The 13006-nt window shown below is 72.5% G+C and carries 14 protein-coding genes; 8 read left to right on the top strand and 6 right to left on the bottom strand.

Translation table 11 applies throughout. The features are described from left to right. Positions 1 to 11: 11 nt before the first annotated feature. The 6 genes from IO29_RS24815 to IO29_RS24840 all read right to left on the bottom strand — a co-directional run bounded on the left by IO29_RS24815 (position 12) and on the right by IO29_RS24840 (position 6846). Positions 12 to 383 carry a DUF742 domain-containing protein gene (locus IO29_RS24815; RefSeq protein WP_030381661.1) on the bottom strand — a complete coding sequence of 124 codons (372 nt, stop codon included), beginning with the start codon at positions 381 to 383 and terminating at the stop codon, positions 12 to 14. Then, complete coding sequence (locus IO29_RS24820) at positions 380 to 814, bottom strand: roadblock/LC7 domain-containing protein (RefSeq protein ID WP_030381660.1); 435 nt, start codon at positions 812 to 814, stop codon at positions 380 to 382. The genes IO29_RS24815 and IO29_RS24820 overlap by 4 nt, the downstream gene beginning before the upstream one ends. Further along, the gene (locus IO29_RS24825; RefSeq protein WP_030381659.1) at positions 811 to 3948 is read right to left on the bottom strand and encodes a sensor histidine kinase; all 3138 of its coding nucleotides are present in this window, start codon (positions 3946 to 3948) and stop codon (positions 811 to 813) included. The genes IO29_RS24820 and IO29_RS24825 overlap by 4 nt, the downstream gene beginning before the upstream one ends. A 267-nt stretch (positions 3949 to 4215) precedes the next feature. Beyond that, positions 4216 to 5235 (bottom strand): NADPH:quinone reductase, encoded by a 1020-nt coding sequence (locus IO29_RS24830; protein ID WP_030381658.1) that lies wholly within the window; start codon positions 5233 to 5235, stop codon positions 4216 to 4218. A 150-nt stretch (positions 5236 to 5385) separates the two neighbouring features. Next, positions 5386 to 6279 carry an aldo/keto reductase gene (locus IO29_RS24835; RefSeq protein WP_030381657.1) on the bottom strand — a complete coding sequence of 298 codons (894 nt, stop codon included), beginning with the start codon at positions 6277 to 6279 and terminating at the stop codon, positions 5386 to 5388. Between the two features lie 141 nt (positions 6280 to 6420). Then, positions 6421 to 6846: a DUF6299 family protein gene (locus IO29_RS24840; RefSeq protein WP_030381656.1), complete on the bottom strand. Its 426-nt coding sequence runs from the start codon at positions 6844 to 6846 to the stop codon at positions 6421 to 6423. A gap of 237 nt (positions 6847 to 7083) precedes the next feature. On the opposite strand from IO29_RS24840, the gene scoE reads away from it, so the two are divergent. From scoE to IO29_RS24880, 8 genes are all read left to right on the top strand, one after another. Then, positions 7084 to 7965: a (3R)-3-[(carboxymethyl)amino]fatty acid oxygenase/decarboxylase gene (scoE, locus tag IO29_RS24845; protein WP_030381655.1), complete on the top strand. Its 882-nt coding sequence runs from the start codon at positions 7084 to 7086 to the stop codon at positions 7963 to 7965. Continuing rightward, positions 7962 to 8489 (top strand): FcoT family thioesterase, encoded by a 528-nt coding sequence (locus tag IO29_RS24850; protein ID WP_030381654.1) that lies wholly within the window; start codon positions 7962 to 7964, stop codon positions 8487 to 8489. The genes scoE and IO29_RS24850 overlap by 4 nt, the downstream gene beginning before the upstream one ends. Positions 8490 to 8616: 127 nt before the next feature. After that, positions 8617 to 9495, top strand: a complete 879-nt coding sequence (locus tag IO29_RS24855; protein WP_051707617.1) for a PaaX family transcriptional regulator — start codon at positions 8617 to 8619, stop codon at positions 9493 to 9495. A gap of 134 nt (positions 9496 to 9629) precedes the next feature. Next, positions 9630 to 10580, top strand: a complete 951-nt coding sequence (locus IO29_RS24860; RefSeq protein ID WP_030381652.1) for a sulfotransferase family protein — start codon at positions 9630 to 9632, stop codon at positions 10578 to 10580. Continuing rightward, positions 10577 to 11008: a hypothetical protein gene (locus IO29_RS24865; RefSeq protein WP_030381651.1), complete on the top strand. Its 432-nt coding sequence runs from the start codon at positions 10577 to 10579 to the stop codon at positions 11006 to 11008. Before IO29_RS24860 ends, IO29_RS24865 begins: the two co-directional genes overlap by 4 nt. Continuing rightward, positions 11005 to 12237 carry a glycosyltransferase family 4 protein gene (locus IO29_RS24870; protein WP_030381650.1) on the top strand — a complete coding sequence of 411 codons (1233 nt, stop codon included), beginning with the start codon at positions 11005 to 11007 and terminating at the stop codon, positions 12235 to 12237. The genes IO29_RS24865 and IO29_RS24870 overlap by 4 nt, the downstream gene beginning before the upstream one ends. Beyond that, a complete protein-coding gene (gene cysC / locus IO29_RS24875) occupies positions 12234 to 12791 on the top strand; it encodes an adenylyl-sulfate kinase (protein WP_030381649.1) in 558 nt (185 codons plus the stop codon). Before IO29_RS24870 ends, cysC begins: the two co-directional genes overlap by 4 nt. After that, positions 12788 to 13006: phosphoadenosine phosphosulfate reductase domain-containing protein (locus tag IO29_RS24880; RefSeq protein WP_030381648.1), on the top strand; the 219-nt coding region annotated here is incomplete at its 3' end. The genes cysC and IO29_RS24880, both read left to right, overlap by 4 nt.

The following is a 13006-nucleotide window of genomic DNA, read 5'->3' on the forward strand; positions in this document are numbered from 1 at the left end:
CACCGTGCGTCTCACAGTGCGCGCAGTCCCTCGAGTACTTCTCTGATCATCCGAATGCTGGGCCGGGCGGCCGGGTCGGCCGGTTCCCGCACCCGTATCGCCCGCGCGGTGAACAGGTCACCGAGCAGCACCCGGACCACCCCGACGGGCAGGTTCATCCGGGATGCGATCTCACCGACCGGGCGGGGGGTGCGGCACAGGGCGAGGATGGACCGGTGCTCGGGCTGCATCTCCACCTCGTGGTCGAGCGTGTCGACCGCCGACACCACGAAGGCCACCAGGTCGAACCAGTAGCCCTCGTTGCGGGTCCGCCCGCGCACCATCGCGTACGGGCGGACGACCGGGCCCGCCGCCTCGTCGAGCCACTCGTCGGCCGAGGTCACCCCACGGCCCCGGCGCCCGGTACGGGTTCCGCGCGGGAGTCCACCGACATGTGGAACCCGAGCCGTTTCACCAGCATCGCCATTTCGTAGGCGACGACGCCGATGTCCGCGCCCTGGCGGGTGAGCGCGGTGAGGCAGGAGTTGTCGCCTGCCGCGCACACGAAGAGGAATCCGCCCTCCATCTCGACCATGGTCTGTAGTACGGCACCGCCGCCGAAGTGACGGCCGGCGCCCTTGGCGAGACTGTGGAACCCGGAGGCGACGGCGGACAGCCGCTCGGCCTGGTCACGGTCGAGTGCCTCGGAGGCCCCGAGGAGCAGGCCGTCCGTCGACAGCAGTACCGCGTGACCGATCTCCGGCACGTTGCGGACCATGTCGCTCAGCAGCCAGTCGAGGTGGGAGCCGGTCTCGGAGGGGCCTGGATGCGTCATTGTCCACCGCGCTTTCTCTGGTCCGGGATGGGGGTGTGTGCGGGGAAGGCGGCGTGCGCCGCGCTTCCCAGGGCGTCCCCGCGGGGCCGGGCGGCACGTGTGTCGACGTCGGCGTACTGCCCGAGCCGGGCTCGGGCGGCTCCTGCCTGGAGGGCCGACATCATGGAACGGACCTGGTCCGGACGTTCCGCCGACGGGGCCGGGACGAACTGGTGGGCCGGCTGCCGGAGCCCGGGCGCCTGGGGTCCGGACTCGGACGGATGGGGCCGTACCGCCGGCCGTACGGCGGTGGCCCCGTCCGGAGCCTCCGGCGCGTGGGGACCGGGGCCCGGCCCGGCGGAGCCCCCGCCGCCGGCCCAGGGCGGCGTGGCGGGGCCGACGCGCCGCTCGTAGTCCGCGCGCCCCCAGTCCATGAGGCGGCCGCGGCCGGTGTCGAGGCCGTCGGCGGCGGGATAGCCGGCCAGAGTGGCCCGGGGTGTCCGGCACGGGAGGCCGTCGATGGTGTCCTGCTGCGGCGGCACCTCGCCGGGGGCCGTGCCGGGAACGTCGACGGGCGTGCCCGCCGGTGCCGGGCCCGGGCGGGCGGAGTTCCGCAGGGTGTGCGCCGCCGGGCCGGGCGGGGCGGCGGGGGCGGGGGCGGGCAGGGCGTGTCCTGCCGGACCGTCGCCCGGCAGGACGGCGGGGTACGGCGTTCCATCGGCGCCGGAACGCCCGTCGGCTCCGGGCCCGGCGGCGGTTCCCCGTCCGGTCGCGTCGCCCGGTGCGAGGGCGGTGCCCGGTGCGAGCGCGGTGCCCGGTGCGAGGGCGGTGCCCGGTGCGAGCGCGGTGCCCGGTGCGAGGGCGGTGCCCGGTGCCGCCGATGCGGTGCGGGTTTCGCCGGTGGTGGCCGAGGGGGCGGCCGGAGCCCCCGTGCCGGTGGCCCTCGCGGGACTCGCGGGGTCGGCGGACCCGAGCGGCCGCTTTCGGCCGGCGGCCCGGTGGGTGCCACGGCCGCCGCGCGCACGCGGCACGTCGAAGGGCGCGGCGGGGTCCGCCGACCCGCTGGAGGCCGGCACGGCCTGCTGCCGCACGGGACCGCCCGCCGGCTCCGCCACGGCCGGCTGCCACGCGAGGGAGCCCGGCGACGCGCCGGCCGGTACCGCCGCGGGGCGCGTTTCCGTCCGTACGGCGGGCGAGCCCCCGGGCCCGGAGGCGTCCGCGGCCGCCGACGGGAGCGGCGGGCCGCTCTCCCGGCCCGCCGTCCCCCACTCCAGCAGGTCCTCGGGGATCAGCACGACCGCGTTGACCCCGCCGTACGGGGAACGCCGCAGGGTCACCTCGATGTGGTGGCGCTGCGCGAGCCGACCCACGGTGACGAGGCCGAGGCGTGTGCTGTCCAGAGCGGTCACGTCGAGCGGCGCGCTGAGACGTGCGTTCGCCGCGGCCAGTTCCTCCGGGGGCATGCCGAGTCCGCGGTCGTCGATCTCGACGACCAGACCACTGGCCGCCTTGCCGACGCTGACCCGGACCTCGCTGTCGGAGGGCGAGAACACCTCGGCGTTCTCGATGAGTTCGGCGAGCAGGTGGATGACGTCGGCGGCGGCGCGGCCCTGGATGCCGGCCTCGGGTACGGGCAGCACGACGACCCGGGCGTACTGCTCGGTCTCGGCGATGCCTCCGCGCACCACGTCCACCACCGGCACCGCACGGCGCCAGAAGCGGCCGGGGGCGGAACCGGAGACGATGAGCAGGCCCTCGGCGTACCGGCGCATGCGGGTGGCGAGCTGGTCGAGCTCGAAGAGCCGGTCGAGGGTGTTGGCGTCCTCCTCGTGCCGTTCCATCACGTCGAGCATGCTGAGCTGCCGGTTGATGAGTACCTGGCTGCGCCGGGCGAGGTTGACGAAGAGCTGGTTGATGCCCTGGTGCAGCCGGACGTCCTCCTGGGCCAGTTCGACGGCGGTCGACTGGAGCGCGTCGAACGCGGCGCCGAGTTCGGCCATTTCCCGGTTGACGAAGACCGGGCGTGTCATGCCGGTCCGCACGTCGACGGTCTCACCGCGGCGCAACCGGCCGACCACGTCACGCAGTTTGTCCTCGGTCAGGTTGCGCGACGAGGTGTTCAGCCGGTCGATGTCGCCGATCAGCGAGCGTGCCATCCGGACCGACATCACCACCGACACGATCAGCGAGACGAGCCCGAGCAGTCCGGCCACGACGAGTTCCGCGACGGCCCGGTGCGCCGGGGGGCCGGTGAGGGTGAAGACCTGCTTGATGTCGGCGAGGGCGGTGGTGCTGGTCACCTCGGCGGTGGGGTCGTAGGCCGAGCGCCACTCGGCGAGGGTGAACGGCAGCCGTTTCGCCGCCGGGCCCGCCGCGATGAGTCTGTCCTCCAGTGCGGCGACCTTCGCCATGGAGCCGCCGGGAGCGGCGAGCTTCAGGAACGGGGTGCGCTGGGCGGCCGGCAGCCGGGCGATCACCTCGGCGCTGAGCAGCCGTTGGCCGCCGATGTTCTGGACCACGGCCCGGTAGGCGTCGGCGCTCAGCCGGCGCGCGGGTGAGGCGGCGGCGGCCGAGATGAGCGCGTCCTCCTGGGACAGGAGGTCGCCGGCCGGCACCTGGGTGTAGAGCGCCTGACCGAAGTCCTGGGCGTCCTCGTCCGGCAGGATCGTCATGGCGCGCAGGGCCTCGGCGATGGTGTTGTTGACGGCGGTGTAGGCGGCCAGCACGTCGTCCGGGGAGGACGTTCCGGCGTCGACGCCGCGCCGGATCCGGGCCAGCGAGGCGAGCGACTTCTCCGCGCTGTCGACGCCCTCGCGCACCTTGTCGTTCTCCGCCCGGCGCACTCCGTCGTCGTGCGCCTCCTTCACGAAGGCGGCGACAGCGTTGTCCGTGGCCTTCCGGGCACGGTCCGTCTGCGTGCGGGCGTCCGGTACGGCGACGGTCACGACGGCGTCGCGCCGCTCGCTCTGGAGGGCCACCACGGTGCGCCCGAGAGGGGTGGCGAGGTGATTGCCGATGGTGTTGACGTGCAGGAGGGTGAGCGCGTTGCCCAGGGAGAGATAGGCCGCGTAGCCGCACAGAGCCGTCAGCGACACCAGTGGGAGCAGGAGCAGCGCGGTGAATTTACGGCGGATGGACCAGCCACGTTTCTTCATGGACGCCCTGTCGAATAATGCGTTGGCGCGCGACCGCCGGCGGACGAATGGGAAGGTTTCGCAACGCGGAGGAGGGTGCCGCGGCAGGCGCCCGGTGAGGTCGGCACAGGGCGCCTGAATGTGAAGAAGCCATGGCGGCGTCTCCGCGTCGTGATCATGCTAGGCGCGGCCTGACAGGGTGTGAGTTAATCTTTCGCGACTTCTGCGTGAACTGAGTCGCCGGCGGCGGCCTTCGGGCGGCCGGGCCGTGGCCCGGCCGCCGGGCCGTTACGGCGCCACGTCCACCAGGACCTTGCCCACCGCTCCCTCCGCCACCGCGCGCTGGGCGTCGGCCGTGCGGGCGAGGGGGTAGCGGTGCAGGGGCAGGCCGTGGGGCTCGCCGACCGGGAGGGCGCCGTCACGGACCGCCGCGGAGACGTCCTCGGCGCCGGCCGCGAGGGCCTCCTGGCCGACCGTGTAGAGGACCAGGAACTGGAAGCGCGTGTTGAGGGTCATGTTCTGGCGGACGTCGAGTTCGACGGGCTTGCCGCCGTCGTTGGCGTACGTCGCGATCGTGCCGCGGGTGCGCAGTACGGCCAGGTCCAGGGCGAGGTTGGCGCCCAGTGCCACCTCGGCGACGATGTCGACGCCGTCCGGGGCGAGCGCGCGGATCTCGGCGGCCGGGTCGCCCTCGCGGTAGTTGACGACGTGGTGGGCGCCGGCGGCGGTGGCGAGGCGGGCCTTCTCCGGGCCGCTGACCGTGCTGATCACCGTGGCGCCGGCCCACCGGGCGAGCTGGATCACCGCGTGTCCGACCGCGCCGGCCCCGCCCGCGGCGAGCACCACCTTGCCGTCCAGCGCGCCGGGGCGCAGCCGGCCGGGCCCGCCCTCGGCGACGGTGAGCGCGCGGTGCGCGGTCAGGGCCGGGACGCCGAGCGAGGCGGCGACGTCGAATCCGGCCCCGTCCGGCAGCGGGACGGCCCGTTCGGCGGGGACGACGGTGTACTCGGCGGCGGTGCCGGTGGGCCGTCCGGCGGCGGCCATGAAGAGCCACACCCGCTCCCCCACGCGGCCCGGGTCCACGCCCTCGCCCACGGCGTCGATCGTGCCGCCGCCGTCCAGGTGGGGGGTGACCTCCGGGAACGCCTTGGGGCCGTTGGCGCCGTCGCGGCTCTTCCAGTCGGTCGGGTTGATCCCGGAGACGGCGACGCGGACGCGCACCTCGCCGGGGGCGGGGGCGGGCAGGTCGCGCTCGACGAGTTCCAGCACCTCGGGGCCGCCGTTGTCGCGGTAGATGATGGCCTTCATTGTTCTTCATCCCTTTTCATGGTCGTTGTCACGATTGCTGTCACCTGGTTTTCGCCATGTGTCCGGTCCGGGAGGCGCGTTGGGCGCGTGACGTGCGTTCCGTACCGGCGCCCGTGACAACACGCGGCGGCCGGCGGGGATTTCCGTGCGTCACGGGGTGGGGGTGCCGAGGGCGTCCAGGGCGGCGAGGGTGTCGCCGTCGAACGTCACGTCGGCGGCCGCCATGTTGGCCTCCAGATGGGCGGCGTCGGCGGTGCCGGGGATGAGCAGCACGTGCGGGGCGTGGTGCAGCAGCCAGGCGAGGCCGACCTGGGAGGGCGTGACGCCCAGCGATTCGGCCGCACGGCGCACGACCGGCTCCTCGGTGACCTTGGGGACCTCGGGGAAGAAGGCGCCGCCCAGCGGGAAGAACGGGACCCACGCGATGCCCTCGGCCGCGCACAGCCGCAGCATCTCCTCGTCCTCGCGGGAGAGCAGGCTGTAGGCGTTCTGCACGCACACGATGCCCGCCGGCAGGGCGCGGCGCAGTCCGTCGAGGGTGACGCTGCCCAGGCCGATCGCGCCGATCTTGCCCTCGTCGCGCAGGGCGGTCATCTCCGCGAGCTGGTCGTCGAGGTCGACCACCTGGTCGCCCTCGGCGCGTATGCCGGGGCCGGTGTCGGTGCGGCGCAGGTTGACGACGGCCAGCCGCTCGACGCCGAGACCGCGCAGGTTGGCCTCGACGGCGGCCCGCAGTTCTTCGGGGCGCTGCGCCAGGCGCAGGGGCCGGGGACCGTCCGGGTCGGGGGCGGCGCCGACCTTCGTGACGACCAGGACGTCGTCCTCGGGGCGCAGCGCCTCGCTGATGACGGCGTTGGCGAAGCCGTTGCCGTAGAACTCGGCGGTGTCCACGTGGTCGACGCCCAGCTCGACGGCGTGCCGCAGCAGGGCGACGGCCTCGTCACGGCGGGAGCGCAGACGTTCGAGCTGGAGCGCGCCGTAGCCCACACGGTGGACCGTGCGGGCGGCGAAGGGCGCGGTGGGGGCGGGGGTGTCGGTTGTCATGCGGGCAGCCTAGGAGAGTGACTGACAGATGACAAATTTTGTCAGCCCACTTAGACTACTCACGCCCACGGCGTCACCGCCCACGGCACCACCGCGCATTACGCCACCGCGCACTACGCCACCCACCGACGACGCAACCGCTCACCTCGCCGCCACGAGCGTCACCGTCCGCTCCTCGATGCGGTGCACCCGCGGCAGCGGCAACCCCGTGGCGCTCAGCTCGACCAGGCTCACCTGGACACGGGCCTCGCCGGCGGCGTAGGTGCGGGTGCCGGTGTCCGTACGTGTCCAGCGGTGGAGGGCGCCGTCGCAGACGGCGGGCGTGCTGCCGATGCCATGGCGGACATGGGGGTCGGCCTGGGAGAGGGAGGCGGCGAGAAACGTGGTGCCGGAGGCGGGGGCGCAGCGGTAGGTGCCGGTGAGGGTGGGGTGGCCGGCGGCCAGGGGTGCGGTGGCGTCGATCGTGAGGTCGTCGGCGGGGGCGGCCGCGGTACGGGCGGCGGCCGCGGGGGCGGCGGAGAGGAGCAGGGCGGCGGCCAGTGTCGCGGGGAGGAGGCTCGGGCGCATGACGGCTCCCTGGATGAGGCGGGTGCGGACGCCGTCTACCTTCCACCGGCGGCGAAGGGGTCACGCCGAGGACGGCAGTGCCACCCTTCCGGCCCATGCGCGCGGAGCACGGGCGGGCACCTCGTCACACCTCCCTTGACAACTTAACGGCGTTAAAGCCATAGTCGAACCCGGCAGAACTTAACGCCGTTAAGGGGCGCATAAAGAACGCCCCCGCACCCACAGAAAGGCTTCCGCGTGAGGATAGAACCGAATTCCGGCCGGCTGATGGGGGCCACCGTCAGCGGTTTCGAGCTGGGCAGTACCACCGACGCCGAGATCGAGGAACTGAAGAGCGCGATCTACCGGCACCGGCTGCTGCTGATCAAGGAGCAGAGCCTGGAGCCGAAGGAGTTAGTCGCACTGGGCCGGGCGCTCGGCACCATCGAGGTGTACTACGAGCCGATGTACCACCACCCCGAGTACCCGGAGATCTTCGTCTCCGGCACCAAGCCGGGCGACGACGTCAAGGGCGTACCGCAGACCGGCAAGTTCTGGCACGCCGACTACTCCTTCATGCCGAACCCCTTCGGCATCACGATGACGTACCCGCAGATCGTGCCCACGACCAACCGCGGCACCTACTACATCGACATGGCGAAGGTCTTCGCCGGGCTGCCCGACCGGCTGAAGGACCAGCTGCGCGGCACCGTGGTCGAGCACAGCCCGCGCCGCTACTTCAAGATCCGCCCCAGCGACGTGTACCGGCCCATGCACGAGGTGCAGGCCGACATCGAGCGGGCCACCCCGCCGGTCTTCCACCCGACGGTCTTCCGGCACCCGGTGACCGGCGAGGAGGTCCTCTACATCAGCGAGGCCGGCGCGTTCGGCTTCATCGACCCCGAGGGCAACCGGCTGCCGCCGGAAGTCCTCCAGGAGGTGCTCGAACTCAGCGGCCAGCTCGACACCGACTTCACCGACCCGCGCATCCACCTCCAGACCTTCACCGAGGGCGACCTGCTGGTGTGGGACAACCGGACGCTCGTGCACCGCGCCCTGCACAACCCGAAGCCCGAGCCCGCCCAGTCGTACCGGGTCACCGTCCACGACGGCCTGCCGTTCTTCGGAGCCGCCGCGTGACGCCCCCGGGGGAGACCGGCGACGCGGAACTGATCGGCCAGGTGCTGCGGCCCTACCGGGACCACAGCCGGTATCTGCGGCAGGCCCGGGTGAGCAGGCAGCCGGACGGGGTGAGCGCACAGGGCCGGTTCAGCATCGCGGAATCCTGCTACATCGACGACACCGGGCATTTCAACGCGGTCGAGTTCAACATCTGCTACAACCAGCTCGGCTACTACCTGCTCGCGAAATGCATCGAGGAGGATCTCTTCGACGCGTTCGCCACGTGGTCGATGGCGGATTTCTGGGAACGGCAGCTGTCGGACGTACTGATCTACCGGATCAGCAGCCGTTACCGCCGCATGATCAACCCGCGCTCGTTCGAGGGCGAGATCGTGTTCCAGAAACCGCGTGTGTCGGCGCGTCCCGACAACGCGTCCATCATGTCGCTGGAAACCACGTGTTCCTTCTGGGACAGCGACGGCGGTTCCGCCGACGGCACCGGCAAGATCGCCTTCACCAGGCTGCCCGAGCCCGCCGTCTGACCGACGACGAACGGGGGTTGCGGTACGTGTGCCCGCGGGGGCATGCGTACCGCACGGGTACCGGCCCCGAGGGCAGCCCCCTCGGGCGGATGATCATGACCCTCCCGGACGATCTAAAGTGATCATCGTGTCCGAACAGCCCGCCCCGCACTCCCCGCACAGCCCGTACTCCCCCCACACCGCGCACACCCCCCGCTCCCTCATCGTCACCTTCTACGGCGCCTACGGCCGGCACGTCCCCGGCCCGGTGCCCGTCGCCGAACTGATCCGGCTGCTCGCCGCGGTGGGCGTCGACGCCCCGTCCGTACGGTCGTCGGTGTCCCGGCTCAAGCGGCGCGGGCTGCTGCTCCCGGCGCGCACCGCGGCCGGCGCCGCCGGATACGAACTCTCGCCGGAAGCACGGCAGTTGCTCCAGGACAGCGACCGGCGGGTGTACCCGGCGGCGGACCCGGCGGACGAGGGCTGGGTGCTCGCGGTGTTCTCGGTGCCGGAGTCCGAGCGGCAGAAGCGCCACGTACTGCGCTCCCGGCTGGCCGGGCTCGGCTTCGGCACGGCCGCACCCGGCGTGTGGATCGCCCCCGCCCGGCTGTACGAGGAGGCCCGGCACACGCTGCGGCGGCTGCGGCTAGAGCGGTACGTGGACCTCTTCCGCAGCGAACACCTGGGGTTCACGCCGACCGCCGGGGCGGTGGCACGCTGGTGGGACCTGTCGGCGCTCGCGGAACGGCACGAGGGGTTCCTCGCCCGGCACGCTCCGGTGCTGCGCGCCTGGGAGGCGCGGGCCGACACCCCGCCGGAGGAGGCCTACCCCGACTATCTGCGCGCCCTGGACTCCTGGCGTCATCTCCCCTACGCCGACCCGGGGTTGCCCGCGACCCTGCTCCCGGCCGACTGGCCGGGGGTGCGCTCCGCGGAGGTCTTCCGCGCCCTGCACGCACGCCTGCGTGACGCCGGCGCGGAGTTCGCGGCCGTCAGCCCTCTTCAAGGTCACGAAGAAAAAGGGTAAAACACCCTGAAGCCCGATAAGTTGCGCCCCTGCCGACTCACACGGACGTGACCTCGGCCACATGAGAGGTTGCTTAGAGAACCCTCAGCGTCTTCAACCCGTCTTCTCAGGTTTCTTACCTATGGTCGGGACGCATGAGTCTGATGCGCAATCTCAATCGGGCGCTCACCGCCACCACCGGGCTACAGGTCCGCCGCGCTCCCGCCGCGGCCCCGCCCCCGCCGCGGAGACCGCCGTCCGGCACCTCCGCGGCGCAGCCCGCGCGGCCGGCCGGGACGGGCGCGCCGGGTGCGGCGAAACCGTCCAAACGGCCCACCCCGGCGTACCGATGTCCGTCCCCCGAGGAGCTGGCGACCGACCGGCTGCTGCGCCGGCCGGTCTTCATCATGTCCCCGGTGCGCTCGGGCTCCACCCTGCTGCGCATGCTGCTCAACGCCCATCCCCGGCTGCACTCCCCGCACGAGCTGCACATCCGCCGCCTGGAGGTCGACTACGGCAGCGGGCTGTCCCGGCGGGCGATGAGCGAACTCGGCCTGGAGCAGGGCGACCTGGAACACCTGCTGTGGGACCGGGTCATGCACCGGGAACTGGTGAAGTCCGGCAAGGACTTCATCGTCGAGAAGACCCCGAGCAACGCCTTCGTGCACCGGCGCATCCACGACTGCTGGCCGGACGCGCGGTTCGTGTTCCTGCTGCGCCACCCGGTCTCCATCGCCCGTTCCTGGCACGAGGGCGACCCCGAAAAGCGGACGTACGACGAGGCCGCGGCGGACGCGCTGCGTTACATGAAGGCCGTCGAGAAGGCCCGCAAGGCCACCACCGGGGGCCACCTCGTGCGCTACGAGGACATCACCGCCGACCCCGAGAAGGAGCTGCGGCGGCTCTGCGACTTCCTCGGCCTCGCCTTCGACCCCGCCATGCTGGAGTACGGCCGCAAGGACGACTCCCAGGTGGTCAAGGGGCTCGGCGACTGGAAGGACAAGATCAGGAGCGGCTCCGTGCAGCCCGGGCGTGCGCTGCCGCGCGAGGACGAGACCCCCGCGGTGCTGCGGCCGATGTGCGCGGCCTGGGGCTACCTCTCGTGAAGCCGCACGCCGAGATCGCGGAGGTCTGGCCGCGCGACGGGCACATCCGGCTGACCGGCAGGCTGCACGGTCCGACCGCCACCGGCACCGGCACCGGCTCCTGGGAACTCCTCGTGGTCAGGCGCTCCCGCCCCGAGCAGCGGCTGCGCTACCCGGTCCGCCTCACCGGCGACCGGTTCGAGGCCGGACTGCCGATCGCGGACCTGGTCACCGAGGACCCCGCCGCACTCGAGGAGTGGGACCTCCACCTCACCGACGGCACGGCCGAACTGCGGGCCGGACGCCGACTGGACGACATCCGCGGCAAGAAGAAGATCATGGTGTTCCCCGAACAGCGCATCGAGGGCCTGAGCGTGCGGCCCTACTACACGGTCAAGGACAACCTCTCCCTGGAGTGCCGCACCGCGGGGAACGGAGCCGCCGTATGACGGACCGACGCCCGCTGCCGAAGGTCCGCTATCTGCTGCTGCACGCGTACGGCCGCGGCGGCACCATCCGCACGGTGATGAACCAGGCCAACTCCCTGGTCGCCGCCGGCTGGGACGTGGAGCTGGTGAGCGCCGTGCGCCGCCGGGACAAGGTGCAGTTCCCGCTGGACGAGCGGGTGCGCGTCACCACCCTCGTCGACGTCCGCGAGGGCGCGTACGAGCCACCGGCCGGCCTGCTGGGCAGGCTGCGCGACCGGCGCCGTGGGCGGCAGCTCGAACAGCCCGCCCGGCACGTCCCGCCCGGCGAGTTCGGCCACCGCTGGTTCAACCGGTACCTGGAGGACCGGCTCGCCGAGTATCTGCGCGGCCTGAGCGGCGGCATCCTCGTCACCACCCGGCCCGCGCTGAACTTCCTGGCCGCCGAGTTCGCGCCCGAGGACGTCGTCCGCGTCGCCCAGGACCACATGAACCACTCCACGTACAAGCCGGATGTCCAGAAGCGCATCAAGGAGACCTATCCGCGCTTCGACGCCATCGCCGTCCTCACCGAACGGGACCGCCGGGAGTACGAGGCGATGGTGCCCGGCAGCCGTGTGGTGCGGATCCCGAACGCCGTCCACTCTCTCGACCAGGTGCCCGCGGACCCCGGCTCGTCGAAGATCGCGGTCGCGGCCGGCCGGCTCTTCGCGCAGAAGGGCTTCGACCTGCTGATCCCGGCCTGGGCGAAACTCGTCGGGGCGCACCCCGACTGGCAGTTGCGGATCTACGGCAGCGGCGAGAAGAAGGACGACCTGCGCGCGCTGATCGAGAAGCACCACCTGTACAACCACGTCTTCCTGATGGGCCATACCGACCGGCTCGACGACGAACTCGCCAAGGCCGCCTTCTACGTGCTCAGTTCGCGCTTCGAGGGCCTGCCGATGGTGATGATCGAGGCGATGAGCCACGCCCTGCCGGTGGTCAGCTTCGACTGCCCGACCGGCCCGGCGGACGTCCTCACCCACGGCGTCGACGGCCTCCTCGTACCGCCGGAGGACCCCGACGCGCTGGCCGGGGCCATGTCCAAGCTGATGGCCGACGAGCGGCTGCGCACCGACATGGGCGTCGCGGCGGTGCTGACGGCCGCGAGCTACGGCCCCGACGCCGTGCACCCGCGCTGGGAAGCCCTCTTCACCGACCTCCACCGACAACGGCGCCGCAGCGGCGCTGCGAAAGGACTCGACGCATGACCAGCACGTCCAGGACCAGGGCCCCCGGGGCCACGGTCTGGCTCACCGGACTGCCGAGCGCGGGCAAGACGACGATCGCCCGCGTCCTCGCCGGCCGGCTGCGCGCCGAGGGGCACCGGGTGGAGGTGCTCGACGGTGACGAGATCCGCCGGTTCCTCTCCGCCGGACTCGGCTTCTCGCGCGAGGACCGCCACACCAATGTGCAGCGCATCGGCCTGGTCGCCGAGGTGCTGGCCCGCAACGGCGTCCTCGCCGTCGTGCCCGTCATCGCCCCCTACGCCGACAGCCGCGAGGCGGTGCGCAAGCGCCATGAGGCGAGCGGCACGGCGTATCTGGAGGTGCACGTGGCGACGCCGGTCGAGGTGTGCAGCGAGCGGGACGTGAAGGGCCTGTACGCCCGCCAGGCCGCCGGCCACCTCAAGGGCCTGACCGGCGTGGACGACCCGTACGAGCCGCCGGTCGACCCCGCGGTGACGCTGGAGGCCCATCTTCAGACGCCGGAGGAGTCCGCGGCGGCTGTGCACGCGGTGCTGGCGGCGAGGGGGCTCGCATGACGGCCCGTACGACGACCGGCACAGGGGCCGGTACGGCAGCGGCGGACGCCTTCGCGCTCTCGCATCTGGACGCGTTGGAGTCCGAGGCGGTGCACATCTTCCGCGAGGTCGCGGGCGAGTTCGAGAACCCGGTGATCCTCTTCTCCGGCGGCAAGGACTCCATCCTCATGCTCCACCTGGCACTCAAGGCATTCACCCCCGCCCCCGTGCCCTTC

Origin of the sequence: Streptomyces sp. NRRL F-6676, from assembly GCF_000725625.1 — a bacterium.
In the GTDB taxonomy this organism is placed as follows: domain Bacteria; phylum Actinomycetota; class Actinomycetes; order Streptomycetales; family Streptomycetaceae; genus Streptomyces.

Bases quoted from the DNA above. Each gene is read 5' to 3' on its own strand.
- IO29_RS24825 (WP_030381659.1), bottom strand. From the start codon at position 3,948: ATGAAGAAACGTGGCTGGTCCATCCGCCGTAAATTCACCGCGCTGCTC.
- IO29_RS24870 (WP_030381650.1), top strand. From the start codon at position 11,005: ATGACGGACCGACGCCCGCTGCCGAAGGTCCGCTATCTGCTGCTGCAC.
- IO29_RS24835 (WP_030381657.1), bottom strand. From the start codon at position 6,279: ATGACAACCGACACCCCCGCCCCCACCGCGCCCTTCGCCGCCCGCACG.
- IO29_RS24830 (WP_030381658.1), bottom strand. From the start codon at position 5,235: ATGAAGGCCATCATCTACCGCGACAACGGCGGCCCCGAGGTGCTGGAA.
- IO29_RS24840 (WP_030381656.1), bottom strand. From the start codon at position 6,846: ATGCGCCCGAGCCTCCTCCCCGCGACACTGGCCGCCGCCCTGCTCCTC.
- cysC (WP_030381649.1), top strand. From the start codon at position 12,234: ATGACCAGCACGTCCAGGACCAGGGCCCCCGGGGCCACGGTCTGGCTC.
- IO29_RS24860 (WP_030381652.1), top strand. From the start codon at position 9,630: ATGAGTCTGATGCGCAATCTCAATCGGGCGCTCACCGCCACCACCGGG.
- IO29_RS24820 (WP_030381660.1), bottom strand. From the start codon at position 814: ATGACGCATCCAGGCCCCTCCGAGACCGGCTCCCACCTCGACTGGCTG.